18 protein-coding genes and 3 pseudogenes are annotated in these 26,553 nt (G+C 70.7%); 19 read left to right on the top strand and 2 right to left on the bottom strand.

The genetic code is table 11. The features are described from left to right. Nucleotides 1-306, top strand: a pseudogene (locus ACTWQJ_RS15050) (hypothetical protein); the annotation flags it as partial. Here ACTWQJ_RS15050 and ACTWQJ_RS15045 read toward each other — a convergent pair. Next, nucleotides 243-1,518 (bottom strand): annotated as a pseudogene (locus ACTWQJ_RS15045) (MFS transporter). The pseudogenes ACTWQJ_RS15050 and ACTWQJ_RS15045 overlap by 64 nt on opposite strands. Before the next feature lie 139 nt (nucleotides 1,519-1,657). On the opposite strand from ACTWQJ_RS15045, the gene ACTWQJ_RS15040 reads away from it, so the two are divergent. The 17 genes and pseudogenes from ACTWQJ_RS15040 to ACTWQJ_RS14960 all read left to right on the top strand — a co-directional run bounded on the left by ACTWQJ_RS15040 (nucleotide 1,658) and on the right by ACTWQJ_RS14960 (nucleotide 22,711). Beyond that, nucleotides 1,658-2,260, top strand: a complete 603-nt coding sequence (locus ACTWQJ_RS15040) for a TIGR03086 family metal-binding protein (RefSeq protein ID WP_443307140.1) — start codon at nucleotides 1,658-1,660, stop codon at nucleotides 2,258-2,260. Nucleotides 2,261-2,452: 192 nt separating this feature from the next. After that, nucleotides 2,453-5,728: a tetratricopeptide repeat protein gene (locus ACTWQJ_RS15035; RefSeq protein ID WP_443307139.1), complete on the top strand. Its 3,276-nt coding sequence runs from the start codon at nucleotides 2,453-2,455 to the stop codon at nucleotides 5,726-5,728. A 68-nt stretch (nucleotides 5,729-5,796) separates the two neighbouring features. After that, nucleotides 5,797-6,549 carry an MBL fold metallo-hydrolase gene (locus tag ACTWQJ_RS15030; RefSeq protein WP_443307138.1) on the top strand — a complete coding sequence of 251 codons (753 nt, stop codon included), beginning with the start codon at nucleotides 5,797-5,799 and terminating at the stop codon, nucleotides 6,547-6,549. 134 nt (nucleotides 6,550-6,683) lie between these two features. Beyond that, nucleotides 6,684-7,352 (top strand): GntR family transcriptional regulator, encoded by a 669-nt coding sequence (locus ACTWQJ_RS15025; RefSeq protein WP_129797229.1) that lies wholly within the window; start codon nucleotides 6,684-6,686, stop codon nucleotides 7,350-7,352. Further along, nucleotides 7,349-8,257, top strand: a complete 909-nt coding sequence (locus ACTWQJ_RS15020; RefSeq protein WP_443307137.1) for a dihydrodipicolinate synthase family protein — start codon at nucleotides 7,349-7,351, stop codon at nucleotides 8,255-8,257. Before ACTWQJ_RS15025 ends, ACTWQJ_RS15020 begins: the two co-directional genes overlap by 4 nt. Continuing rightward, nucleotides 8,254-9,984 (top strand): L-arabinonate dehydratase, encoded by a 1,731-nt coding sequence (gene araD / locus ACTWQJ_RS15015; protein ID WP_443307136.1) that lies wholly within the window; start codon nucleotides 8,254-8,256, stop codon nucleotides 9,982-9,984. Before ACTWQJ_RS15020 ends, araD begins: the two co-directional genes overlap by 4 nt. An 87-nt stretch (nucleotides 9,985-10,071) precedes the next feature. Continuing rightward, nucleotides 10,072-11,007, top strand: a complete 936-nt coding sequence (locus tag ACTWQJ_RS15010) for a carbohydrate ABC transporter permease (RefSeq protein ID WP_224736891.1) — start codon at nucleotides 10,072-10,074, stop codon at nucleotides 11,005-11,007. A 20-nt stretch (nucleotides 11,008-11,027) separates the two neighbouring features. Then, nucleotides 11,028-11,903, top strand: a pseudogene (locus ACTWQJ_RS15005) (carbohydrate ABC transporter permease). Nucleotides 11,904-11,973: 70 nt separating this feature from the next. After that, complete coding sequence (locus tag ACTWQJ_RS15000) at nucleotides 11,974-13,140, top strand: Gfo/Idh/MocA family protein (RefSeq protein WP_443307135.1); 1,167 nt, start codon at nucleotides 11,974-11,976, stop codon at nucleotides 13,138-13,140. Then, entirely contained in the window at nucleotides 13,137-13,985 is an 849-nt protein-coding gene (locus ACTWQJ_RS14995; RefSeq protein ID WP_443307134.1) for a PmoA family protein, read from the top strand. Before ACTWQJ_RS15000 ends, ACTWQJ_RS14995 begins: the two co-directional genes overlap by 4 nt. After that, entirely contained in the window at nucleotides 13,982-15,541 is a 1,560-nt protein-coding gene (locus tag ACTWQJ_RS14990) for a family 43 glycosylhydrolase (protein ID WP_443307133.1), read from the top strand. The genes ACTWQJ_RS14995 and ACTWQJ_RS14990 overlap by 4 nt, the downstream gene beginning before the upstream one ends. Nucleotides 15,542-15,569: 28 nt before the next feature. Further along, nucleotides 15,570-16,640 carry a pectate lyase family protein gene (locus ACTWQJ_RS14985; RefSeq protein WP_443307132.1) on the top strand — a complete coding sequence of 357 codons (1,071 nt, stop codon included), beginning with the start codon at nucleotides 15,570-15,572 and terminating at the stop codon, nucleotides 16,638-16,640. Nucleotides 16,641-16,691: 51 nt separating this feature from the next. Then, nucleotides 16,692-18,053, top strand: a complete 1,362-nt coding sequence (locus tag ACTWQJ_RS14980) for an ABC transporter substrate-binding protein (protein WP_443307131.1) — start codon at nucleotides 16,692-16,694, stop codon at nucleotides 18,051-18,053. A 147-nt stretch (nucleotides 18,054-18,200) separates the two neighbouring features. Next, nucleotides 18,201-19,007, top strand: coding sequence for a rhamnogalacturonan acetylesterase (locus ACTWQJ_RS14975; RefSeq protein WP_443307130.1), 807 nt, complete (start codon nucleotides 18,201-18,203; stop codon nucleotides 19,005-19,007). Between the two features lie 18 nt (nucleotides 19,008-19,025). Continuing rightward, entirely contained in the window at nucleotides 19,026-20,342 is a 1,317-nt protein-coding gene (locus tag ACTWQJ_RS14970) for a pectate lyase family protein (protein ID WP_443307129.1), read from the top strand. A gap of 94 nt (nucleotides 20,343-20,436) precedes the next feature. After that, nucleotides 20,437-21,597 carry a pectinesterase family protein gene (locus ACTWQJ_RS14965; protein WP_443307128.1) on the top strand — a complete coding sequence of 387 codons (1,161 nt, stop codon included), beginning with the start codon at nucleotides 20,437-20,439 and terminating at the stop codon, nucleotides 21,595-21,597. Next, the gene (locus ACTWQJ_RS14960; RefSeq protein WP_443307127.1) at nucleotides 21,584-22,711 is read left to right on the top strand and encodes a dienelactone hydrolase family protein; all 1,128 of its coding nucleotides are present in this window, start codon (nucleotides 21,584-21,586) and stop codon (nucleotides 22,709-22,711) included. Before ACTWQJ_RS14965 ends, ACTWQJ_RS14960 begins: the two co-directional genes overlap by 14 nt. Here the strand turns inward: ACTWQJ_RS14960 and ACTWQJ_RS14955 are convergent. Beyond that, on the bottom strand, nucleotides 22,692-24,902 hold the full coding sequence (locus ACTWQJ_RS14955; protein ID WP_443307126.1) for a family 43 glycosylhydrolase: 2,211 nt from the start codon (nucleotides 24,900-24,902) through the stop codon (nucleotides 22,692-22,694). The two genes, ACTWQJ_RS14960 and ACTWQJ_RS14955, sit on opposite strands and share 20 nt — an antisense overlap. Before the next feature lie 235 nt (nucleotides 24,903-25,137). Between ACTWQJ_RS14955 and ACTWQJ_RS14950 the strand changes: the two genes are divergently transcribed. After that, complete coding sequence (locus ACTWQJ_RS14950; protein ID WP_443307125.1) at nucleotides 25,138-26,292, top strand: right-handed parallel beta-helix repeat-containing protein; 1,155 nt, start codon at nucleotides 25,138-25,140, stop codon at nucleotides 26,290-26,292. Nucleotides 26,293-26,553: the final 261 nt, after the last annotated feature.

Raw genomic sequence — 26,553 nt, 5'->3', positions numbered from 1 at the left:
ACGTACCACTGCGGCGCCAACCCGGGCGTCGATCCCGCGCACATCCTGTCCGTCGCGGACGGCGTGGTCGTGCCGTGCGCGGGCGGGCTCCGCCTGCTGACGCCCTTCGCCGAGCAGGGCCGCGTGGGTGCCGTCATCGCCGCCAACTTCGGTGTCATCTCCGGGATGGGCGGCAGCCCCGGCACCCTGGCGGCGGACGCAGCACGCGCGCGTGAGCTGGGAGCCACCGAAATCCGGCTCTATCACGCGGGGTTGGCGTCGGACGGCGACTTGGCGGCGGTACGGGAGGAGCTCGCCGGGTTCTGAAGCAGTGGCAGTGCGGTCACCAGCCACGTCACGCCCAGTACGGCCAACAGCAGCCGGACGTCGAGCAGTTCGACCAGCGCCGCCCCCACGGCCAGCCCGATGACGTTGGGCGTGTAGACGAGCGTGTGGGCCGTGGCGATCGTACGGCCGAGCAGCGCGTCCGGTGTCTCGCGCTGTACGGCGGTGAGCGCGGCGATCAGGACGCAGGGCAGGCCCGCGCCGATCGCCGCGCTGCACACCAGGGCCACCGGGTCGGACGGGATCGCCCGCAGGCCCGCCGCGGCGGTCGTCAGGGCGATGCCGTACGCGGCGAACCGGCGCTCGCCGAGGCGGCGCAGTGCGGGGCCGGAGAGCAGCCCGATCGCCACGGAACCGGCGCCCTGGACGGCGTACAGCACACCGGCGTATGCGGGCGCGTGCCCGAGGCCGTCGATGACGGCGTAGACCATCGCCCCGCTGAGCCCGGCGAAGAGCATGGTGGTGCCGCCGGCCAGGACGAGCGATCGCAGCCGGGGGTGCGTCCACAAGTGGCGGGCGCCTTCGGCGGTCTGCGCCCACCAGCCGCCGCTCGGCGGCTCGGGTCGGCTCTCGCGGACCCGGAGGCAGGCGTACAGGCCGGTCGCGACCACGAACGTCGCCGCGTCGAGCAGGGCGACGCTCGGGCCGCCGTACGCCGCGTAGAGGCCGGCGCCGGCCAGCGGGGCGAGGAGTTTCATGCCCTCGGTGGCGGTCATGCGCAGTCCGTTGAAGTTGCCGAGCAGTGACGGGGAGACAGCGCGCGCGACGAGGGGCCGACTCGGCGGCGTCGTGGACGACGCCTGCGGCCCCGTAGACGAACAGGACCGCGAAGAGGATCCAGAGGCGGCCGGGGGAGTCGACGGTGAGGAGGGTGAGCAGGAGGGCGGCCAGGAGGAGGTTCGCGCCGATCAGGAGGGGTTTGCGGCGATGGGGGCACCGCCCGGTCGAGCGAAGCCGAGACTGGGGGAGGTCGGCGAGCGTGCCGAGGGGCGGGCCGGCCAGGGTGGGCGCCCACATGGCGAGCAGGCACAGCGCGGCCAGGCCGTCGGAGCCGGTGAGGTCCTTGGCCCAGACGCCGGATGCCAGCCACAGCGCAGACGTGCCGAAGCCGGAGACCACGACTCCGGCGAGACAGAGGCCCGAATTTCGGTCGCGCAGGACGCGCGTGAGTGCCCAGGTGGTGGTGGTCGTCATGCCCGGTCATCGTGGTTCTGAGGCGGGGGGTGAGGCATCGGGCAGGTGCCTTGGCCACGGCGGTGTGGCGTCGGCGGCCGATGAGTTCCGCGGTCGCGGCCGGTCCACCCTCGAAGAGCCGGATACGTGAGGAGCACCGATGACCGACCAACCCACCCTCGACCTCGGACCGCAGACCCGCGTCATCGCACGCCTGGTGGAGGGCGTCACGGATGATCAGCTCCCGGACGGGACGCCGTGCCCGGAGTACGCGGTGCGCAACCTGCTGGGTCACCTGATCGGCCTGGCCGTCGCCTTCCGCGACGCCGGCCGCAAGAAACTGGGCCCCACCACCGACACCAGCCCGGAGGCCGCCCTGCCGGACATCGGCCCCGGCTGGCGCGAGGAGCTGCCCATGGTCCTGGCGGAGCTGGCCGAGGCATGGCGCGACCCGGCCGCCTGGACCGGCATGACCCGTGCCGGGGGCGTGGACCTGCCCGGAGAGGCGGCGGGCCTCATCGCGACCGACGAACTGGTGATCCACGGCTGGGACCTGGCCCGCACGACCGGCCAGACCTACGAGCCCGACCCCGCCGCGCTCCAGGCCTGCCACGACTTCCTCGCCGCGGCCGCGGACGACCCCGACCGGGGCGGCGGCATCTTCGGCCCCGTCGTGCCTGTCCTGTCCGACGCACCTCTCCTGGACCGGGCGATCGGGCTGAGCGGACGGGATCCCGGTTGGCAGCCACGACGGGGTGGTTGATCGCGGACGCGGGGCGCCGTAGGGCGCGAGGACACCAGGGGGTTGATCGCAGATGCGGCGTGCTGCAGCGAGACCACTCTGACGCCCGTGCCCCTGACGCCGCGATTCCGGGCCCCTGAAGCGCGGCAGAATGGCCGGGGAGGCGGTTACCTGAAGCGGTGGTCGTGGCAGGCCGGACGGGGGGAGCGGGGCATGTCGGGGTCGGGGCGCCGGAGCCGGTCGCGGGGCGAGCTGATACGGCAGCGTGCGCGGGCGCGGTTCGTGGGCCGGCGGGGGCAGTTGTCGCTGTTCGCGGAGAACCTGGCGAAGGACCCGCAGTCGGAGGAGGATCCGGCGGAGTTCCTGTTCCACGTGCGCGGGGTGGGCGGAGTGGGCAAGTCCACGCTGCTGCGCGAGTGGCAGGAGGCGGCCCGGCGGGCGGGCGCGGCGATCGCCGCGGTGGACGAGAGCGACGTCCACGGCGTGCAGCAGGCTCTGGCGGAGCTGGCCCGGCAACTGGCCGAACAGGCCGGGCCGCTCAAGGAGTACGACCGGGCGGCCGGGCAGTACCGCCGGGAGCAGGAGGCGGCCGCCGAACCGGTGCCGGCGGAGGGCGAGGCCTCCACGTCCAGCAGGGTGGCGGCGCAGGCCGCGCTGGGCGCGATCTCGCTGATTCCGGGCGCCGGCGCGGTGACCGCGATGGCGAACCCCGACGCCACGGCCCAGGGGCTGGACCGGCTGCGGGCCGGTGCCCGGTCCCGGAGCCGCCGGGCCCGCGCGAGTGACGCGGCCGAGGTGAGCCGGGCGTTCGTCTCGGAGCTGGGCCGGCTGTGCGGCCGGTACCGGTGGGTCGTGCTGTTCCTCGACACATGGGAGGTGACCGGCCGGTATCTGGACGGCTGGTTGCGGGACCTGCTGGCAGACGCGTTCGGTCCGCTGCCCGCCGACGTGATCGTGGTGCTGGCCGGGCGTGACGAACTCGCGGAACGGGAGTGGGCTCCGCTGCGGGCGCTCGTGGCGGACGTCCCGCTGGATGTGTTCACCGTCGCGGAGACGAGAGCGCTGCTTGCCGCGCGAGGCGTGACGGAGCCCGACGTGGTGGAGGCGGTGGTACAGCTGTCGATGGGGCTGCCGCTGCTCGTCGAACTCCTGGCGCTGACCCGGCCCGCGGCGGCCGAGGAGGTCGAAGCCGACGGGGACGCGGTGGACACGGCGGTCGAACGTTTCGTGCAGTGGATCACCGATGCGCAGCAGCGTGAGACGGTGCTGGCGTGCGCGCTCGCACCGCAGCTGAACGAGGACATATTCGCCACTGCCGCACCGCCTCAGGCGCACGGGTTGTGGGGGTGGCTGTGCGAGCAGCCGTTCGTCAGCGGCCGCGGCGACTTCAAGCAGTACCACGCCGTGGTGCGCGCGAGCATGGTCCGCCAGCAGCGAGCCCACTCTCCCCAGCGCTGGACCGCGGCGCACCTCCGGCTGGCGGCCGCGCACGCCGCTTGGCGCGCCGAAGCCGAACAGGGGCTTCCCGAGGCCAAGCGATGGCGCGACAGCCGGTGGCGCAGACACTGCCTGGACGAGACGTACCACCGACTGTGCGCACAGCCCGCCACCCACCTGCCGGCCGCGCTCGAGCAGGCCGTGCACGCCGCCGGCCAGAACGCGGAGATCCTGCAGCAGTGGACCGACATCTTCGGGCAGGCGGCCCGTGACACCGCCGACCCGGCCCTGCTGACCTGGGCCGACCGCCTCCAGAACGCCGTCGCCGACGGCGCACCCAACTGCACCGCCCTGGCCGCCCTGCTGACCCACGGCCGGCTGGACACCGCTGTCCGGGCCTGGGCCCACACCTACCGCGGCCTGCACCTCTATCTCGCCGACCGCGACGACGAGGCGCTGACGGAACTGGACCGCGCCCTTGCCACCGACCCCGACAACGCCGACGCGTGGGCCTACCGAGGTGACGTCCATCGCTGGCTCGAGCACACCGACCAGGCGGTCAGCGACTTCACGACCGCTCTCCGGCTCGAACCCGCCAATGCCTGGACCCTGGCCCGAAGGGGAGAGGCCCACGGAATGGCCGGACGCCATGAGGAGGCCCTCACCGACCTCGCGGCCGCCCTCGAACTCGACCCGGCCCAGGCGCGGGCGCTCCTGGCCCGCGGACAAGCCCACTTCGGGTTGCACCGTTACGACGAGGCCGTCGCCGACTACACGGCCGCGCTCGACCTGGACCCCACCCTCGCCTCAGACGTCCTCATCCTCCGTGCCCTGGCACACCAGCAGGCCGAATGCTTCGACGAGGCGGTCGCCGACTTCACGGCGGCTCTCGCCATCGACCCCACCTACGCCTGGGGCCGGGCTCAACGCGGGCTGACGCACAGGGCGGCCGGTCGTCACGACGAGGCCGTCGCCGACTTCACCGCCGCGCTCGACCTGGACCGGACCCTCGTCTGGGCCCTCGCCGAGCGCGGGGCGGCCCATCGGGCAGCCGGTCGCCTGGAGGAGGCCGTCGCCGACCTCACCGCCGCCGCGGAACTCGACCCCCCGTACGCCTGGGCCCTCGCCCAACGCGGAGAAACCCATCGCGTGGCCGGTCGTCTCGACGAGGCGGTCGCCGACCTCTCCGCCGCCTTGGAGATCGACGCCACGCTGGACTGGGCTCCGGCCGAACGTGGCCAGGCGCACCGGCAGGCCGGTCGTTTCGACGAGGCGGTCGCCGACTTCACGGCCGCGCTGGCGCTCGATCCGGACTACGCCTGGGCTCTCGCCGAGCGCGGGGCGGCCCATCGCGTGGCCGGTCGTCTCGACGAGGCGATCGCCGACCTCACCGCCGCTTTCCACCTGGACGGGGCCCTCGTACGGGCGCTCGCCGAGTGCGGGGAAGTCCACCGGCAGGCCGGTCGTTACGACGAGGCCGTCGCCGCCCTCACCACTGCGATCGACCAGGACCCGACCCTCGTGTGGGCCCTCGCCGAACGCGGCGAAGCCCACCGGCAGACCGGCCGCTACGAGGAAGCCGTCGCCGACTTCACGGCCGCTCTGGATCTCGACCCCACCCTGGTCTGGGCCCTCACCCACCGAGGCATGGCCCTCAGGGAGGCGGGCCGCTACGCACAGGCACGGGAGGACCTCGAGCAGGCCGCCGCATCCGATCCCGATGATTCCGGCATTCTGTTCGAGAAGGTCATGCTGGACACGGTGACCTCGGGGCCGGCGGCGTGCCGGGAGCAGTGGACCGAGTTGCTCAGCCGCCCGGCCGAATCCCCGGACGACGACGCCACCAGGTTCTTCGGCCTGTTCCGGGCGCTCCTCCTCGATCGGGAGGACACCGTCGAGGAGGCGACCCGGGCATTCCTCGCGGACGGCCCGGACTCCGACGCCGTCACCGACCTGCTGCACTACCTGGCCGAACTCTCGGGCGGGGACGACGAACCGGCAGAGCGTGCCAGACGCTGCCACCACCTCGTCACGGCACGCGCCCGCGTGTGAAGGAGCACCTGGAGGAGCGCCTGAGCCATCCGCAGACGCGATATCCCGGCCGCCCGTACGCTGCCCCTGTGCCCCTCAGCCTCACCGTCCTCGGTACCGCGTCCCCCCACCCGGCCCCCGGACGGCCGTGCTCCGGGTACCTGCTCCGCGGCGGAGGCGCCGAGGTGTGGGTGGACGCGGGGTTCGGCACCTTCGCCGAGTTGCAGCGGCACACGGATCCCACCCGGCTCACGGCGATCTGGATCTCGCACCTGCACGCGGATCACAGCGCCGACCTGCTGGCTGCCGCCTACGGGTTCGCGTACGGCGGGCTCCGCCTGCCAGCACCGCTGCCCGTCTACGCGCCGGGCGACTGCGGACCACGGCTCGCGGCGTTCTTCGGGCGTTCGGATCCGGCGTTCCTCAGCGGCGTGTTCGACTTCCGGCTCCTGTACGACGGCCACACGGTGCGGCACGGGGACCTCGGCCTCGGCGCGAGGGCCGTACGCCACGACACCGAGGCGTACGGGCTGCGCGCCGAGTGCGCGGGGAGCGTGCTGGCGTACTCCGGCGACAGCGGGCCCTGCGCCGCCCTCATCGAACTCGCCCGGGAATCCGACCTGTTCCTGTGCGAGGCCGACATCGACGCGCATCGCGAAGGCGAACAGGTCCATCTGACGCCCGAGGACGCCGGCGCGACCGCCCGCGCGGCAGGCGCACGGGAGCTGCTCGTCACGCATGTCGGACCCACCCTCACCCCCGAATCGGAGACCGCCCGTGCCGCGGCGGCCTTCGGCGGGCCCACCGCCACCGCACGTGAGGGCGACCTCCGGCCCGCCTGAACGCAACCGCAACTTCCTTTGTCAGAAGCATTGACGAAACACCGGGGCGCTCCTACCTTCAACGCGTCGTACTTCGTACGTCATATATGAGACGCGATACGCGAGATCCCATACGCGAGATCCGAGAGGCGCGCATGACCTCTGTGCCCACGCCGATCCCCTCCCGCACGCAGTACGTGCTGGAGGAGATCAAACGCCGCATCCTCACCGGGCAGTTGACGCCCGGTCAGGCCCTGGTGGAGACCGAACTCGCCGCACAGTTCGGGGTGTCGAAGACCCCGGTGCGCGAGGCGCTCAAGACCCTGGCCGGGACCGGACTGGTGGTGATGAGCCAGTACAAGGGCGTCACCGTGCGCATGGTGGACGCGGACATGGCGCGCGAGGTCTACGACGTGCGGCTGCTGCTCGAGCCGGAGGCACTGCGGCGCTCCGTACGGCGCGGGGCCTCCCTGGACGCCGCACGGTCGGCGCTGACCAGGGCCGACGACGCCACGGACACCGCCGAACGCTCGCTGGCCAACCGGGAGTTCCACCGCGCCCTGTACGTGCCGTGCGGCAACCCGCTGCTCGGCCGGATGCTGGACGAGGTCCGCGACCAGGCGGCCCTTGTCTCCGCCGTGGCCTGGGCCGCCGACCCCTCCTGGGACCGGGAGGCCCAAGAGCACCGCGAGATCCTGCGGCTCGCTCTGGACGGAGACGCCGACGGCGCCGCGCGCGCCCTCCACGCGCACATCGCGTCGTTCGTCGAGCGGGCCTTCCCGGACGCGGGGACCGAGGCCCAGGGAGAGGACGGTCAGGAATGACAACGACGTTCGAGACCCAGCGGGCGGCCCTGGCCGACGTGGTGGCGATCCCGGTGACCCCGTTCGCCGAGGACGGCTCCGTCGACCAGGACGCCCACCGGGCCCTGCTGCGTCGTCTGCTCGACGGTGGGATCAGGACCCTCACCCCCAACGGGAACACCGGCGAGTTCTACGCCCTCACCCCGCAGGAACGGCAGCTGGTCACCGAGCTGACCATCGACGAGGCCGGCGACCGCGCCGTGATCCTGGTCGGCGTCGGCCACGACGTACCGACCGCCGTCGCCTCCGCCCGGCACGCCCGTGAACTCGGCGCCGGGATGGTGATGGTCCACCAGCCCGTCCACCCGTACGTCTCGCAGAGCGGCTGGGTCGACTACCACCGGGCCATCGCCGAGGCCGTGCCCGAGCTGGGCGTCGTCCCGTACATCCGCAACGGCCAGCTCACCGGCGCCCGCCTCGCCGAGCTGGCCGACGCCTGCCCGAACGTGATCGGCGTCAAGTACGCCGTCCCGGACGCCGCCCGGTTCGCCGCCTTCGCCCGCGACGCCGGCCTGGAGCGGTTCGTGTGGGTGGCCGGCCTCGCCGAGCCGTACGCCCCCTCGTACTTCTCCGCGGGCGCCACCGGCTTCACCTCGGGACTCGTGAACGTCGCCCCGTCCGTTTCGCTGAACATGATCGAAGCGCTTCGATCCGGCGACTACCCGGCCGCCATGAAGGTCTGGGAGCAGATCCGCCGCTTCGAGGAGCTGCGCGCCGCCAACGGCTCCGCCAACAACGTCACGGTCGTCAAGGAGGCCCTCGCCTCGCTCGGGCTGTGCCGCCGCGAGGTCCGTCCGCCCAGCAGGCCGCTGCCCGAGAGCGAGCGCGCCGAGGTCGCCGCCATCGCCGCCGGATGGTCCATATGACCGACCGGAAGCGTCCCGAGGAGCTCAGAAGTCATCAGTGGTACGGGACCGACGGGCTGCGCTCCTTCAGCCACCGGGCCCGCACCCGCCAGCTCGGCTACCTGCCCGAGGAACACCTGGGCAAGCCCGTCATCGCGATCCTCAACACCTGGTCCGACATCAACCCCTGCCACGTCCATCTGCGCGACCGCGCCCAGGCCGTGAAGCGGGGCGTGTGGCAGGCGGGCGGCTTCCCGCTGGAGTTCCCGGTCTCCACGCTCAGCGAGACCTTCCAGAAGCCGACCCCGATGCTCTACCGCAACCTGCTCGCGATGGAGACCGAGGAACTGCTGCGGTCGTACCCGGTCGACGGAGCCGTGCTCATGGGCGGCTGCGACAAGTCCACGCCCGCGCTGCTCATGGGCGCGGCCTCCGTCGACCTGCCGACGGTCTTCGTGCCCGCCGGGCCCATGCTGCCGGGCCACTGGCGTAACGAAGTCCTCGGCTCCGGCACCGACATGTGGAAGTACTGGGACGACAAGCGCGCCGGCCTCATCGGCGACTGCGAGATGCAGGAACTGGAAAGCGGTCTGGCACGCTCGCCCGGTCACTGCATGACGATGGGTACGGCGTCCACACTGACCGCCGCCGCCGAGGCGCTCGGCGTGACCGTGCCGGGCGCGTCCAGCATCCCGGCCGTCGACTCCGGGCACGACCGGATGGCCGCCAAGGCCGGCCTGATCGCCGTCGAACTGGTCCACCGCAACCGGAAGTTGAGCGAGATCCTCACCCGGGAGGCCTTCGAGGACGCGGTGACGACCGTCCTCGGCCTCGGCGGCTCCACCAACGCCGTCATCCACCTCATCGCCATGGCCGGCCGGGCCGGGGTCCGGCTCACGCTGGACGACTTCGACCGGATCGCCCGCACCGTCCCGGTGCTGGCCAACGTACGGCCGGGCGGACAGACGTACCTCATGGAGGACTTCCACTTCGCCGGCGGCCTGCCCGGGTTCCTGTCCCGGATCCCGGACCTGCTCCACCTGGACCGGCCGACGGTGTCGTACGACACGATGCGCGAGCAGATCGCCGGCGCCCAGGTGCACAACGACGACGTCATCCGCCCGCGCGACAACCCGGTCGCGAGCGAGGGCGGGGTCGCCGTCCTGCGCGGCAACCTCTGCCCGGACGGCGCCGTCATCAAGCACATCGCCGCCGAGCCGCATCTGCTCAAGCACACCGGCCCCGCGGTCGTCTTCGACGACTACAGGACGATGCAGCGCACCATCAACGACCCGTCGCTGAACATCACCGCCGACAGCGTGCTGGTGCTGCGCAATGCCGGACCCAAGGGCGGCCCGGGAATGCCCGAGTACGGCATGCTGCCGCTCCCCGACCACCTGCTGAAGCAGGGCGTACGGGACATGGTGCGGATCTCCGACGCCCGGATGAGCGGCACGAGTTACGGCGCGTGTGTGCTGCACGTGGCGCCCGAGTCGTACATCGGCGGACCGCTGGCACTCGTCCGGACCGGGGACCTGATCACCCTGGACGTCGAGGCACGCACCCTCCACCTCACCGTGGACGACGAGGAGTTGGAGCGCCGCAAAGCCGAGTGGACGCCGCCGCCCGCACGGTACGAGCGCGGCTACGGCGCGCTCTACAACGAACAGATCACCCAGGCCGACACCGGCTGCGACTTCGAGTTCCTGGCCCGTCCGGGCAAGGTCGCGGACCCGTACGCGGGCTGAACCCCAGCACGACAGCGCACACCCCTGCACAGGGAGAAAGCGCTTCCCGCACGACGCACGCACGACGTACGAGAACGGAGAACAGTCATGGCCCAAGCCGCAGCCGTGGCGAAACCGCCCGCGCCACCGAGGCGGCGCCGTGCCTCCGCCACGCCGCGCAGGCTGCCGTACCTGCTGATCGCCCCGGCGGCCCTGCTGATGCTGGGCTTCATCGCCTACCCGGTGCTCAGCGTCTTCTACTACAGCCTGCAGGACTACAACCCCACGAAGCCATGGCGGAACGGTTTCGCGGGCTTCGACAACTTCGTCCACGCCTTCACCGAGGACCCGCTCTTCTGGGACACGCTGATCTTCAGCGCCAAGTGGGTCGTCGTCGAGGTCGGACTCCAGCTGCTGTTCGGTCTCGCGCTGGCCCTCATCGTCAACCAGACGTTCGTGGGCCGGGCCCTCGGCCGGGCGATGGTCTTCTCCCCGTGGGCCGTCTCCGGCGTGCTGACCTCCGCGATCTGGGTGCTGCTCTACAACTCCCAGACCGGCATCACCCGTTACCTCGCGGACATGGGCATCGGCTCGTACGGCACCAGCTGGCTGTCGGACACCTCCACCGTGTTCCCGGCGGCGATCGTCGCCGACCTGTGGCGCGGCGTGCCCTTCTTCGCGATCCTCATCCTCGCCGACCTCCAGTCCGTCTCGAAGGACCTGTACGAGGCCGCCGAGGTCGACGGGGCGAGCCGGCTCAAGCAGTTCTGGCACATCACCCTTCCGCACCTGAAGGACGCCATCGTCCTGTCGACGCTGCTGCGTGCGGTGTGGGAGTTCAACAACGTCGACCTGCTGTACACCCTCACCGGCGGCGGGCCGGCCGGCGAGACCACGACACTCCCGCTGTACATCGCCAACACCAGCGTCGACGCCCACAACTTCGGCTACGCGTCGGCCCTGACCACGGTCGCGTTCGTGATCCTGCTCTTCTGCTCGATCGTCTATCTGCGGCTGAGCAAGTTCGGAGGTGAGGACAAGTGAGCACCACCAAGGAGGCCACCATGGTCGCGCCCGCGCCCCGGCGCACGGTGCGCGAGCCGCAGCGTCCGGCGAAGAAGCGCCGCGCCTGGGACGAGGCCCCGCGCTGGCAGATCTATCTGCCGCTGTCGATCTACCTGCTCTTCACCCTCATCCCCTTCTACTGGATCCTGCTCTTCGCCCTGCGCCCGGCCGGCTCGACCTCCCTGGTCCCCTGGCCGATGACCTTCGACCACTTCGAGAAGGTCTGGACGGAGCGAAGCTTCGGTACCTACTTCCAGAACAGCGTGCTCGTCGGCCTGGCCACCCTCTTCCTGACGACCGTCGTCGCCCTGGCGGGCGGTTACGCGCTCGCCCGGTTCGACTTCCGCATCAAGCGGGCCTTCATGCTCGCCCTGCTCTGCTCCCAGTTCGTGCCGGGCGCGCTGCTGCTGGTCCCGCTGTTCGAGATCTTCGCCGAACTGCAGATGATCAACTCGCTCGGCAGCGTCATCCTCGCCTAGACGGTCTTCCAGCTGCCGTTGTCGATGATCCTCATCAGCAACTTCATCAAGAACGTGCCGTACTCCCTGGAGGAGGCGGCCTGGGTCGACGGCTGCAACCGCATGACGGCCTTCCGGGTCGTCGTACTGCCGCTGCTGCGCCCCGGGCTGATCGCGGTCGGTTCCTTCGCCTTCGTGCACTCCTGGAACCACTTCCTGTTCGCCCTGATGTTCCTCAACAACCAGCAGAAGCAGACCATCCCGGTCGGCCTGAACACCCTGATGAGCGCGGACAGCGTCGACCTGGGCGCCCTCGCGGCGGGCGGCATCATCGCCGCCGTCCCGGTGGTGCTCGTGTTCGCCTTCATCCAGAAGTGGCTGATCACCGGGTTCAGCGCGGGGGCGGTGAAGGGCTGATGAGGGTGCGCCGGAGGATCATCCGGATCGCCGGAGAGGTGGCACGCGGAGCGGGCGCGGGGAGGATCCCATGACCACACCACTGCCCGTGGTACTCGCGGGCGCCCGAGGGCACGGCCGCTGGCACGTGCAGAACATCCGCCGGCTCCAGGAGCGGGGTCTCGTACGACTGGCGGGCATCTGTGAGCTGACCCCGCTCACCGAGGAGGAGTTCGGCGGCGAACTCCCGGCGCAGTCCGCCGACTTCGGCGCGCTGCTCGACTCCACCGGTGCCCGCGTCGCTGTCATCTGCACGCCGATCCCCACGCACACCGACCTTGCGCTGACGGCCGCGCGCAGAGGCGTCCACCTCCTGCTGGAGAAGCCGCCAGCGCCGTCGTACGCCGAGTTCCGCCGGATGGCCGACGGGGTCGCCGAGGCGGGCGTCGCCTGTCAGATCGGCTTCCAGTCGCTGGGCTCGCACGCCGTGCCCGCGATCCGGGAGCTGATCGCCGACGGTGCGATCGGCGAGGTGACCGGGGTCGGCGGGGCCGGCGCCTGGGCGCGCGACGAGGCGTACTACCGGCGGGCACCGTGGGCGGGCCGGCGCAGGATGAACGGCGTCGACGTGATCGACGGGGCGCTCACCAACCCGCTCGCGCACGCCGTGGCCACCGCACTCGCCCTCAGCGGTGCCACCCGCGCCGAGGACGTCACCGCCATCGAGACGGAGCTGTGGCGGGCCAACGCCATCGAGGCCGACGACACCTCCTGCGTCCGCGTCACCACCACCGGGGGCCGCCCGGTCACCGTTGCCGCCACCCTGTGCGCCGAGCGGCCCGACGAGCCCTACGTGCTGGTGCATGGCAGCCGGGGCCGGATCACCCTCTGGTACAAGCAGGACCGCGTCCTGCTCCAGCGGGCGGACCACGGCCCGCAGGAGTCGGAGCACGGCCGCACCGACCTGCTGGAGAACCTGGTCGAGCACCTCACCACCGGCGCCGACCTGCTGGTCCCGCCGGACACGACGGGCGCCTTCATGCGGGTCGTGGAGGCGATCCGGCAGGCCCCGGACCCGGCCCCGCTGCCCGACTCCGCCTGGCATCTCCTCGCCGGCGAGCACCGTCGGGTGGTGCCCGGCGTCGACGGACTGGTCGCGGCCGCCGCCGACACCCTCGCCCTCTACTCAGAGCTGGGCGCTCCGTGGGCGCTCGGGAACGCACTGCGGAACGACCGTAAGGAGGTGAGCACCCGATGACGACCCATGACTCCCCGGTTCTGCGCGTCGCGGGCCGCCCGGTCGGCCGGTACGTCACCCGGCCCGAACTCCCGGACCGGCTCTCCCCGCGCCCGTACCTGCACCCCGTCACCACTCTGGCCGGCACGGCGGTCACCGAGCTGAGCCCCGCCGACCACCTGCACCACCTCGGCGTCGGTGTCGCCGTTCCCGACGTCGAGGGGCACAACTTCTGGGGCGGGCGCACCTACGTCCGCGGCCAGGGTCCGACCGAGCTCGACAACCATGGCGCCCAGCGGCACGTCGCCTTCCAGCTCCGCGATCCCGACGGATTCGTCGAGGAACTGCGCTGGGTGGCCGCGGGAGCAGAGGTGCTGCGCGAGCGCCGTACGGTCGCCGCAACCGAACTCACCGATACCGCCTGGGCGTTGGACTTCACCTTCGCCCTCACCAACATCACCTCCGGCCCGCTGTCGATCGGCAGTCCCGCCACCAACGGGCGCCCCGGAGCGGCCTACGGCGGCTTCTTCTGGCGCGCCCGCAAGGAGGCGGACGCACCCGCCGTCTTCACGGCCGGTGCCGAGGGCGAGGAGCAGGTGCACGGCACCCGCGCCGACTGGCTGGCCCTGACAGGGCAGGGAAGCTGGACGCTGGTCTTCACCGGCGCCACCGATGCCACCCGCCGGGACCCCTGGTTCGTCCGCACCGCCGAATACCCCGGCGTCGGCTCCTCGCTCGCCCACGACGAGCGGCTGCCGATCCCGCCCGGCGACACCGTCGTCCGCCGGATCGTCACCGTCGTCGCCGACGGCCGGCTCGGCCGGGACGAGGCCGCGGCCCTGGCCCGGAAGGCGGTGACCCAGTGACCGCGCAGCAGACCGACCTCACGTACCGCAACCCGATCCTCGACGCCGACTGGTCCGACCCGGACGTCATCCGCGTCGGCGACGACTTCTACCTCACCGCCTCCAGCTTCGGCCGCGTCCCCGGCCTTCCCCTGCTGCACTCCCGCGACCTGGTCAACTGGACGCTGATCGGACACGCCCTGGACCGCCTGGAACCGGCGGACGCGTTCGCCACGCCCCGGCACGACTGCGGCGTCTGGGCACCGTCCCTGCGCCATCACGACGACCGCTTCTGGATCTTCTGGGGCGACCCAGACCAGGGCATCTACCAGATCAACGCCCCGGAGATACGCGGCCCCTGGACCCGCCCGCACCTCCTGAAGGCGGGCAAGGGCCTGATCGACCCCTGCCCCCTGTGGGACGACGAAACGGGCGAGGCCTACCTCGTACACGCCTGGGCCAGGTCCCGCTCCGGGATCAAGAACCGCCTCACCGGTCACCGCATGCACCCCGACGCGACCTCCCTCCTCGACGAGGGCAAGGTGATCGTCGACGCCGACCGCATCCCCGGCTGGTTCACCCTCGAAGGGCCCAAGCTCTACCGGCACGACGGCTGGTTCTGGATCCTGGCGCCCGCCGGGGGAGTGGAGACCGGCTGGCAGGGCGCCTTCCGCTCACGCGGCTTCTTCGGGCCGTACGAGGAGAAGGTCGTCCTCGAGCAGAAGGACACCGACGTCAACGGACCGCACCAGGGCGGCTGGGTGCGCACCCCGTCCGGCGAGGACTGGTTCGTGCACTTCCAGCAGCGCGGCGCCTACGGCCGGGTGGTGCACCTCCAGCCGATGCGCTGGGGGGATGGGGGCACCTCCCGCTCGAGCGCAGCCGAGAGTGGGGGAGGCTGGCCGGTGCTCGGGGACGACGGCGCACCCGTCGCCGTACACGAACGGCCCGATCTGCCGCCGCAGCCGCCGGCCGCGCCCGCCACCGACGACGACTTCCCCGGCGGGCGGTACGGCCGCCAGTGGCAGTGGACGGCCAACCTGCGCGACGGCTGGGTCACCCAGCACTCCGGCGACGGGCTACGGCTGACCTGCGTCCGCTCGGCCGACGCGCACGACCTGCGCAGACTGCCGAGCATCCTCACCCAGCGGCTGCCCGGAAGGCCGGCCGTCGTCGAGGTGGAACTGCGGCTCGACAGCGAGGAACCGGGGGCACGGGCCGGGCTCGCGGTGCTCGGGGACGCGTTCAGCTGGATCGGGTTGCAGCGGGCGGCCGACGGGACCGTCCACCTCGTGCACCGGTTCGCCGAGGGTGTGGCTGAGAGGGAGCGGGACGCCGATCATCCGCGGCCGGCTCCGGAGGGGCGGGCGCTGCTGCGGATCGAGATCGGATCCGGGGCGCGCTGCCGCTTCTTCTACGACGTCGGCGACGGCCCGCGTCCCTCCGGGCAGGTCTTCGCCGCCACCCCCTGGCGGTGGGTCGGCGCCCTGCTCGGTTTGTTCGCCCTCGCGCCCGAGGACGGGCCGGGGCATGCCGGCGCCGGCATGTTCACGCACTTCCGCATCACCGCCATGTGAAGTCACCGCACGCCTGTTGGGAGCCGCAATGACGCACTTCCGGAGCAAGCGCTTGCCAGGAGCGGGCAGAGCCCTGGCCGCCGTCATGGGCCTGGTCGCCGCGCTGGGACTGGGCGCGGTCGAGGCGGACGCCGCCCCGACCGCTCCGGTCACGGCCGACCGCTTCACCGACCGCCCCCACGGCTTTGCCTCCCTGGCCGGCGGCACGACCGGCGGTGCGGGCGGCAAGGTCGTCACCGTCACCGACCAGGCCTCGCTGGCGCAGTACGCGGTCGCGCCCGAGCCGTACGTCATCCGCGTCAAGGGCACGATCACCGCGCAGCCGTTCGGCGCGAGCATCGAGGTCGCCTCGGACAAGACGATCGTCGGCGTCGGGACGAGCGGTGAGCTGGTGCAGGGCGAGTTCCATCTCAGCCCCGGCACCCACAACGTGATCATCCGCAACCTGACGATCCGCGACTCGGCGATCGAGGGCAACTGGGACTGCAAGGACACCGACTTCGACGGCATCCAGATGGACACCGTCCACCACGTGTGGGTCGACCACAACCGCTTCTCGAACATCTGCGACGGGCAGCTCGATGTCCGCAAGGACAGCGAGTACGTGACCGTCTCCTACAACCGGTTCGAGAACAACAACAAGACGTTCGGGCTCGGCTGGACGACCGACGTCAGGACGCAGATCACGATCGACCACAACCTGTTCGCCAACACCAAGCAGCGCAACCCCTCCGTCGACAACGCCGCCTACGCGCACCTCTACAACAACTACCTGACCGCGCAGGCGGATCCGGGCGACCCCGTGTGGACGTACGGGAACTGGTCGCGCGGCAAGACGAAGATGGTCATCGAGAACTCCTACTACGAGGACGTCCAGCACCCCTACCAGGCCGACAGCACGGCCGAGCTGGTGCAGCGCGGGTCGATCCTCAAGGGCACGACCGGGCGGCACGACGAGTGGGGCGCGGCCTTCGACCCGCGTGCCTTCTACGACTACCGGCTGGACCCGGCATCAGCCGTCCCGACGCTGGTCAAGCGCTTCGCAGGACCGCAGAAGCAGATCGGCACCGGGCTGCACAGCCCCGCCGATCACCACTGACCCCCACACACCTTCACATCTCCGTTGGATCCAGAAGAAGAGAGCCGACCAATGAAGATCAGCAATCGCAGAAGCAGCACCGGCAGGCGTCGTATGCCGGCCGCCGTCGCCCTGGGCGCCGTGCTCGCGCTGACCGTCACCGCCTGCGGCGACGACGGCAGCGGTGCGGCCGGCGACAAGGGCGGCGAGGGCAGCGGCAAGGGCAAGATCGTCTTCTGGGACAACAATGGCGGTGTCCGCACCGACATCTGGAAGGAGATCATCGCCGACTTCGAGAAGGCGAACCCGGACATCAAGGTCGAGTACGTCGGGATCGCCTCCACCGAGTACCAGTCCAAGGTCGACACCGCCATCCAGGGCGGCGGCCTGCCGGACGTCGGCGGCGTCGGCGCGGCCATGCTCGCCGGGTTCGCCGCGCAGGGCGCGCTGGAGCCGCTGGACGAGCGGCTCGCCAAGTCGTCGCTGAACGGCAAGCTCAACGAGGACATGGTCGAGTCGCTGAAGGCGGCCGGCGGTGGCGACGACGCGCTGTACTCGATCCCGACCTCCGCGAACAACGGTGTCCTGTACTACCGCACCGACCTGTTCAAGAAGGCGGGACTGGAGGACCCCACCACCTGGGACGCCTTCTACAAGGCCGCCGAGGAGCTCACCGACACGGGCAAGAACGAGTTCGGGTACACCATCCGGGGCGGGGCGGGGTCGATCGCCCAGGCGCTGGACGCCATGTACGGGCAGTCCGGGATCACGTCCTTCTGGGACGCGAGCGGTGAGAAGACCACGGTCAACGACGCGAAGAACGTGGCGGCGCTGGAGAAGTACGCGGCCCTCTACAAGAAGGTCACCCCGGCCGCCGACCTCAACAACGACTTCACCAAGATGGTCGCGCAGTGGGACTCCGGCACCATCGGCATGCTGAACCACAACCTGGGCTCGTACCAGGACCACGTGAAGGCGTTCGGCACGGACAAGTTCCGGGGCATTCCGCAGCCGATCGGGCCCGGCGGCAAGCGGGTGCAGGTGTCCAACCCGGTGGACGGGCTCGGGGTGTTCAAGAGCTCCAAGAACAAGGAAGCCGCGTGGAAGTTCATCGAGTTCGCGACCTCGCCCGAGGCGAACTCGAAGTTCAACGAGTCTGCGGGGCAGGTGCCGGCGCACACCGATGCGGCGAAGGACGCGTGGATTTCCGAGGCGGAGCCGACGAAGTTGGCTGCGGAGGCGCTGAGTGATGGGTCTACGACCATCGTGCAGTTGCCGTACTACCTGCCGGACTGGAACACGATCTCCAAGGCGGACAATGAGCCGAACTTCCAGAAGGTGCTGCTGGGGGACATGGGTGCGAAGGAGTTTCTGGACACGTTGGCCGAGCAGCTGAATGAGGCGCAGGCCGAATGGAAGGAACAGCAGGGTTAGTTGTTCGGGTTCGCCGTGGGGCGGTCTGTGGTTTTCGGGCTGCGGGCCGTCCCTGGCTGGTCGCGCCCACGCGGCGGAGCCGCATATTGATACAGCACCGCGCCCCTGGGTTAGCTTCCCATCCCCCTGTTGAAAGGGCACATCGTCGTGTCACTCACGCGTAGACAGGTCGCCTCTGCTGCTCTCGCTGCCGTACCTCTCACCATTGCGGCAACCGGAACCGCTCAGGCCGGCGGCCGACGGAGCACCCTCTACATCGCCGGTGACTCCACCGCCGCTCAGAAATACGCCGACGCCGCGCCCGAGACCGGGTGGGGAATGGCGTTCCCCTTCTTTCTCCACAAGGGCCGGCTCGTTGCCAATCACGCTGTGAACGGGCGGAGTTCGAAGAGTTTTGTAGACGAGGGACGACTCGACGTCATCCTCGCCGCGATACGGCCGGGTGACTTTCTGCTCGTCCAGTTCGCGCACAACGACGAGAAGGTCACCGACCCCGCGCGTTACACCGAGCCCTGGACCACGTACCAGGACTACCTGCGGCTGTACGTCGACGGTGCCCGTGCGCGTGGTGCGCGGCCGGTGTTGGTCACTCCCGTCGAGCGTCGGAGGTTCGATGTGGGCGGCAACGCGGTGCCGAGCCATGGCGACTACCCGGCGGCGATGCGTGCGCTCGCCGAGGAGGAAGGGGTGGCGTTGCTCGACGTTCAGGCGCTGTCGCTGGGGTTGTGGCAGGAGCTCGGGGTCGAGGGGACCAAGGCGTACTTCAACTGGACCGCGACCGAGCAGGACAACACGCACTTCAATCCGCCGGGCGCGATCGCCGTGGCCCGGCTGGTGGCGCGGGAGCTGCTGCGTACGAGGGTGCTCGCGCCGCGGGACGTCGTCCGGCTGGACGACGACATCCCCACCTCCTGGATCACCTGGCCCGAGGCGGCCGACGCCGCGGGCGCATAACGCGAGGAGAGCCGCACAGTGCGCAAGCAGAGATGTCATGGACTTGTCATTACTTCGCTCGTGGGCTGCACCGCCCTGGTGCTGTCCGTCGCGGGGACCGCCTCCGCCGGGGCGGACGGGCACCGGGACACCGCCCGTCAAGTGCTCGGCGCCAACGACGGCTGGGGCGCGTACGGCACCGGCACCACGGGAGGTGCCGCCGCCGACGCCGAGCATGTGTACACGGTCACCAGCTGGGCCGAGTTCAGGGCGGCCCTCGCCGACGGCGGTGACGCGCCGAAGATCATCAAGGTGAAGGGTGCCATCGACGCGGTCGCCGAGGGGTGCGACGCCTTCGCCGCGCCCGGGTACGACTTCGACGCCTATCTGGAGAAGTACGCGCCGGAGAAGTGGGGGCTGGACACCGACCTGAGTGCCGAGCCCGCCGACAGTCCCGAGGGGCTGCGCCGCGCCTCCGCCGCCCGGCAGGACGCGGCCATCAAGGCCTTCGTCCCCGCCAACACCACCATCATCGGCATCGGGCGCAACGCCGGCTTCAAGGGCGCCAGCCTCCAGATCAAGGGCGTCGACAACGTCATCGTCCGCAACCTCACCATCGAGAGCCCCGTCGACTGCTTCCCGCAGTGGGACCCCACGGACGGGTCGACCGGGAACTGGAACTCCGAGTACGACAGCGCGGTCGTCTACGGTTCCACCCACGTCTGGCTGGACCACAACACCTTCACGGACGGCGACCACCCCGACAGCGCCGCGCCGACCTACTTCGGCATGCTGTACCAGCAGCACGACGGCGAGCTGGACATCGTCCGGGGCGCCGACTACGTCACCGCCTCCTGGAACGTCTTCGCCGACCACGACAAGACGATCCTGATCGGCAACAGCGACAGCGAGTCGACCGCCGTCGGCGACCGGGGGCATCTGAAGGTCACCTTCCACCACAACCTGTTCGCGAACCTGATCGAGCGCGCGCCGCGCGTCCGGTTCGGACAGGTCGACTCGTACAACAACCACTTCGTCGCCGGCCCCGGCTACTCCTACAGCTTCGGCATCGGCAAGGAGTCCCAACTCGTCGCCGAGCACAACGCGTTCACCCTGCCGGACGGGGTCAGTCCGGCGAAGATCCTGAAGAAGTGGAACGAGGCGCCCGTCACCGCCGTCGGCAACCACGTCAACGGGAAGCCGACCGACCTCATCGCCGTGCACAACGCGGAGATCCCGGGCGAGACCCTCCAGTCGGGCGCGGGCTGGACGCCCACCCTGCGCACCAAGGTCGACCCGGTGCGGTGGGTCCCCAGGATCGTCGGCGACCGCGCCGGCGCCGGCCGGCTGCGCTGACGTCCGCCACGTACGGGCCGGGGCGGGCCGCGTCGATCGCAGTCCGCCCCGGCGCTCATCCACCGACCGAGCCGCACCGCGAAGGAGCACCCGCATGCCCTCGCCCCACCTCCGACTCCCCATGTCCCGAAGGGGATTCCTCATGGCGAGCGCCGGTGCCGGCGCCGCCCTCGGCCTGGCGCCGCTGTCCGCGCACGCCCACGAACAGCGGCGCCCGTTCGGCCGCCACGGGTCACCGGCCCGGCGGCTGACGCCGAAGACGGTCTACGTCGATCCGCACGGGCACGGCGACTTCACCACCGTCCAGGCCGCCGTCGACGCCGCCACCACCGCCGGATTCACCCTGGTCATCGCGCCCGGCTTCTACCGCGAGACGGTGAGCGCCGGGGTCGTCGACCCGGCCACCGGGCAGCGCACCGAGGCCGCCACCGAGATGACCTGGATCGGCGCGAGCGAGGATCCGCGGGACGTGGTGATCGTCTACGACAACGCGGCCGGCACCCCGAAGCCCGACGGTTCCGGCACCTACGGCACCAGCGGCTCGGCCACCACTCTGATCCGCACCGACGGCTTCACCGCCCGCTGGATCACCTTCGCCAACGACTGGCTGCGTGCCGACCATCCCGGCATCTCCGGCACCCAGGCCGTCGCCATCAAGGTGCAGGGCGACCGTTCCGCCTTCCACCACTGCCGGTTCCTCGGTCACCAGGACACCCTGTACGCCGACTCGTTCGGCCTCGGCCTCTTCGCCCGCCAGTACTACGCCCACTGCTATGTGGAGGGCGATGTCGACTTCGTCTTCGGCCGGGCGACGGCGGTGTACGAGCACTGCCACTTCCGCACGCTGAACCGCACCGACCTGACCGGCGCCCCGTACGGCTTCGTCTTCGCGCCCTCCACGGCGGGCGCCAACCCGCGCGGCTACCTCGTGATGCGGAGCCGGGTCAGCAGCGAGGCCCCGGACGCCTTCTACAAGCTGGCCCGCCCCTGGGTGCCCAGCTCCGACACCACCGCCCACCCGATGCTCACCGTGCGGGACACCTGGCTCGGCCCCGGCATCGACGCGGTAGCGCCCTACGCCAACATGCGTGAGACCTATCCGTGGCAGTCGATGCGTTTCGCGGAGTACGCCAACTCGGGTCCGGGCGCGCTGATTCCGGTGCCGGAGAACCGGCCGCAGCTGACGCCGGAGACGGCGGCCGGACACACCCGGCGCACCTATCTCGGTGACTGGAGGCCGTATGAGCGCACCTGACTCCGTCGACGGGCCGCTGCCGGACTTCCACCCGGCCCTGAAGGCGGAGCTGGACTTCCCGCTCGCCTGGGGCAGCTCGCCGATCCGCTCCTTCCCGGCGTGGCGACGCGCCGCCCGGGCCAAGGTCGAGGAACTGCTCGTCGTGGCACGCCAGGACGCGATCCCGTACGCGCCCGCATTCGGCTCCCGCTCCCGAGGTGACGGCTTCACCCGGGAGCTGGTGACCCTCTCGCTCACCGGCTACGAGCGCGTCCGCGGCGCCCTGCTCACCCCGCACGGCACCGGCCCCTTCCCCGCCGTGCTGCTTCTGCACGACCACGGCGCCAGGTTCGACATCGGCAAGGAGAAACTCGTCCGGCCCTGGTACGACGACACCCGGGAGGCCGCCGCGCAGGCCTGGGCCGACCGGCACTTCAGCGGGCGGTTCATCGGCGACGAACTCGCCCGGCACGGCTACGTCGTGTTCGCCGTGGACGCCCTCGGCTGGGGCGACAGAGGCCCCCTCGCCTACGACCAACAGCAGGCGCTGGCCACCAACCTCTACAACCTCGGCTCCTCCCTCTCCGGACTCATGGCCCGCGAGGACGTCCGCGCCGCCGGATTCCTGGCCGGCCTGGACCGCGTCGACCCGCATCGCGTCGCGGCGCTCGGCTTCTCCATGGGCGCCTACCGGGCCTGGCAGACCGCCGCGCTCACGGACGACATCGCGGCCGCGGCCTGCGTCTGCTGGATGACCGGCCTGAAGGAGATGATGGTGCCCGGCAACAACACGCTGCGCGGGCAGTCGGCGTACTACATGCTCCACCCCGGGCTCGCCCGGCATCTCGACATCCCCGACGTGGCGAGCATCGCCGCCCCCAGGCCGATGCTCTTCTTCAACGGCGCACTGGATCCGCTGTTCCCCGCCGCCGGCGTCCGCATGGCGTACGACAGGCTGCGGGCCGTCTGGCGCTCCTGCCGTGCCGAGGAGGCGTTGCTGCTGAGGACCTGGCCGGATCTCGGTCATGTCTTCGTCGACCGTATGCAGGACGAGGTCCTCCGTTGGCTCGACGCAGTCCTGGAACCAGGCCCTCGGCAACAACCCGGTCCGGCGGTCAGTCCCGCACGGGCCTGATCGAGCCCAGGGTCGGCACCACCGGCTCGATCGTCCCGTCGGCCGCGAACCGAAGGCGGTCGACGGTGGTCTCCCGGTGGGTGCCGTCCCCGCCCGGCCTGCCGGGGCCGTTGAGGGCGAAGCGGTGGTAGACGATGTACCAGTCGTCGGTGCCGGGGACGTTCACCACCGAGTGGTGGCCGGTGCCGAGGATGCCGTACTCGGGGCGCTTCTGGAGGATGGTGCCCCGTTTGGTCCACGGGCCGAGCGGAGTGGGGCCGGTGGCGTAGGCGACGTGGTAGTTCTCGCTGCGGGTGTCGTCCTCGGACCACATGTAGTAATAGGTGCCCTGGCGCTTCACCACGAAGGCACCCTCACGGAAGTTCGCCGGGGTGATGTCCTTCACCTCGGCCGTGTCGAACGACACCATGTCGTCGTTCAACGGCACCACGTATCCGCGGCCGTTGCCCCAGTAGAGATACGACGTCCCGTCGTCGTCCGTGAAGACCGCCGGGTCGATCATCTGGCCCGTGAACTGGCCGCCCTTGGCGACCAGGGGTTTGCCGAGCACGTCCTTGAACGGGCCGGCGGGGGAGTCGGCGACCGCGACGCCGATCTGCTGTTCGGCGCAGAAGTAGAAGTAGTACTTGCCGTCGCGTTCGGCGATGGCCGGCGCCCAGGCGTTCCGGTCCGCCCAGGAGACGTCCGGGCCCAGGTCCAGGATCACGCCGTGGTCCTTCCAGTGGACGAGGTCCTTCGAGGAGAAGGCCTTGAACCGTGTGCCGCTCCAGCCGGGGAAGCCGTCCGTGGTCGGGTAGATCCAGTAGCGGCCGTCCATGTAGCGGATGTCGGGGTCGGCGTACAGACCGGGCAACACCGGGCTGCGGGTCGCCACCGCCTCCACCGTCCAGGTGCGGGTCGTGCCGTCGGCCGCGGTGACCGTGTAGGTCTGCGGGGTGCGGAAGTCGCGGCGGGTGCCGGAGGGCGGGGACACCCTCGCGCCCGCGCCGACGGCCAGGGTGGGCGCCAGATGGCGGAGGTTCACCTTCGGGTCCATCGGCAGGACCACCTTGCTCTGCGCCTCGGTGACGATCGCATAGCCCTGCTGTCCCATGGCCGTCGCGTCGACGACCGATGTCGGGCTGACCGGGTAGGCGGCCAGCAGCCGGTCGTACTCCGCCTGCGTCACCGGAATGACGGTGCCGTGCCGCGGGCTCGCGGGCAGCTGGTAGTCCTTCGACATGGTCCAGCGGCCGGAGTCGAGGTCGGTCGTCTCGAAGGGGAGGTAGCCGCGGCCGCCGTACTCGTCGATGAACAGGTACCACTTCTCCTCGGTGTTGGACTTGAAGACCGTCGGCCCCTCGCCGCGGTCCATCGATCCGTTGCCGATGCAGTCGGCGACGAAGTCGTACGCCGTCGAGGTGAGCGTCGTCGACTTCTCCGCGGTGATGAACTTCGAGCAGGGGCTGGACGAGCTCGGGTCCCGTTCGTCCTTGGTGTAGCGGTAGTACGTCCCCTTGTGCTCGACCACCGTCGAGTCGATCACCGAGTAGCCGGGGTCGTTCCAGACCTTCGGCTCGCTGAAGGTGCGGAAGTCCTTCGTCGTCGCGTACAGCATCTTGTTGTACGTCGAGCCGGTGTGGTCCGGGTCGTCGTCGGCGTACAGCTTCGACGCCCAGAAGACGACGTACTCGCCGAGCGTCTCGTCCCAGTAGGCCTCCGGCGCCCAGGTGTTGCCGGCGTTGTCGGGGGACACCTTCACCAGGCGCTGGTCGGTCCAGTGCACCAGGTCGGTGGACTCCCACACCATGATGGACTTGCTGCCGTGCCGCTGCACGTGGTCCCAACTGCCGCTGGAGTTGCGGTACATGCGCAGGTCGGTCGCGATCATGTAGAACTTGTCGCCCTCGGGGGAGCGGATCACGAACGGATCGCGCAGGCCCTTCTCACCGATGGTGGAGGTGAGGACCGGCTTGCCCGCGTTCAGCTCCCGCCAGTGCAGCGGGTCGTTGCCGCGGCTGAGGGCGTAGCGGATCTGCTCACCGTCGGCGGTGCCCTCGCCGGTGAAGTAGGCGAAGAGATAACCGGCGTACTGGGTGTCCTTCACAGGTGGTGCTCCTGATTGCGTGCTGCCCGGCGGGGCGGTCAACAGGGTGAAGAGGAGGGCGAGGAAAGGAAGCGGGAGGAACGTGCGGACGGTGGGGCGGCGCATGGCACATCCTGTGTGAGTGTGGGGATTTTTGTTGGATGACGCGCCTTCGGAGTGTCATCTGCCGAGGACGCTGCGTCAATCGGTGCTGCCGGGGCGGGAGGGGACCGAAAGTTTCGGTCCTTTTCGCGCGGCCCCGGCAACCTTTCCGGCCACTGCGACGACCGGATCTCAGAAACGGGCCGGGGCGGCCCCTCCGGCCCGTTTCGCTCCATCCCCCTAGGAAAGGAACGCCCCAGTGCGTCAGAGCACCGGACGCCACCGCAGGACGCGCACCCTCTCGATCGCCGCGGCAGTGGCCGTCGCCGCGGGGGCGGGCGGCGTGTACCTCGGCCTGTCCGAAGGTGGCGCCCAGGCCGCCTCGACGACGGTCACCGTCTCCACCACCCCCGAACTGGAGTCGGCCGTCAAGAACGCCGTCGCCGGTACGGCCATCCAGGTGCGCGGCGGCACGTACACCCCCACCGTGAGCCTCAAGTCCACGGCCAGTGGGACGAGTTCGAGCCGGATCACGCTGAAGGCGTACGGCAGCGAGAAGGTGAAGATCGACGGATCCAAGCTGCCCGACGGTTCCTGGCTCGCCGGGATCCACGGCAGCTACTGGACCGTCGAGAACCTCACCTTCCAGAACTCCCCGGCCCAGGGCTTCGTCGTCACCTCCTCCACCGGCGGCATCTTCCGCAACCTCGTCACCGCCGACAACGGCGACTCCGGCTTCACCCTGCGCGGCGACGGCACCGTGAACAACCTCGTGCAGAACCTGGACAGTTACGGCAACTACGACCCGGCCGGACACGGCCAGAACGCCGACGGCATCGCCGTCAAGTTCGGCTCCGGCACCGGCAACGTCCTCGACGGCGCCCGCCTCTACAGCAATTCGGATGACGGCCTCGACCTGTGGCAGTTCTCCTCGCCGGTCACCATCAAGAACTCCTGGGCGTTCGGCAACGGCAAGAACCGCTGGTCCGACCCCGCGTTCGAGGGCAACGGCAACGGCTTCAAGCTGGGCGGCGGCGGAGCCTCCGTCGCCCACAAGGTGCAGAACAACGCCGCCTGGGACAACACCCTGCACGGCTTCACCGAGAACTCCAACACCGGCGCCATCGTGCTGTACCGCAACACCGCCTACGCCAACACCGAGGACGGCTTCTACTTCGCCACCGGCACGGCGCGTCTCGCACGCAACCTCGCCGTCGGCAACGGCGACGCGAAGGCGAAGCTCGGCAGTGCCACCGTCTCGGCGGCCAACAACTGGGACGCGGGTGTCGCCACACCGGCGTTCGCCACCACGGACGCGAAGACCGCGTATGCCTCCCGGCAGGTGGACGGGTCGCTGCCGTCGACCAGGTTTCTGACGACGGGCTCGACGACGATCGGCGCGACGTCGAACTGAGACCGACGGTCGCCTGTGGCTGGTCGCTCCCCCACTCTCGGCTTCGCTCGAGCGGGGGACCCCCATCGCGGCGGAGCCGCATATCGATACGGCCCCGCGCCCCTTTGGGGCGCGGAACGCCCCCGCCGGTCGTCCTTGAGTTCTAGTGGTCGTCGCAACACCCCAGCTCAAGGGGTGCGATGGACTTCGAGATTCGCGAGGACAGACGTGGTGGGGGCGGCCGTCGGCTGACGCGTGAACGGGAGGTATACCTCCAGCTCA

It is taken from the genome of Streptomyces sp. KR55, assembly GCF_052245645.1.
GTDB classification, from domain to species: Bacteria; Actinomycetota; Actinomycetes; order Streptomycetales; family Streptomycetaceae; genus Streptomyces; species Streptomyces flavusporus.
This window is presented reverse-complemented; position numbering and strand designations above follow the sequence as displayed.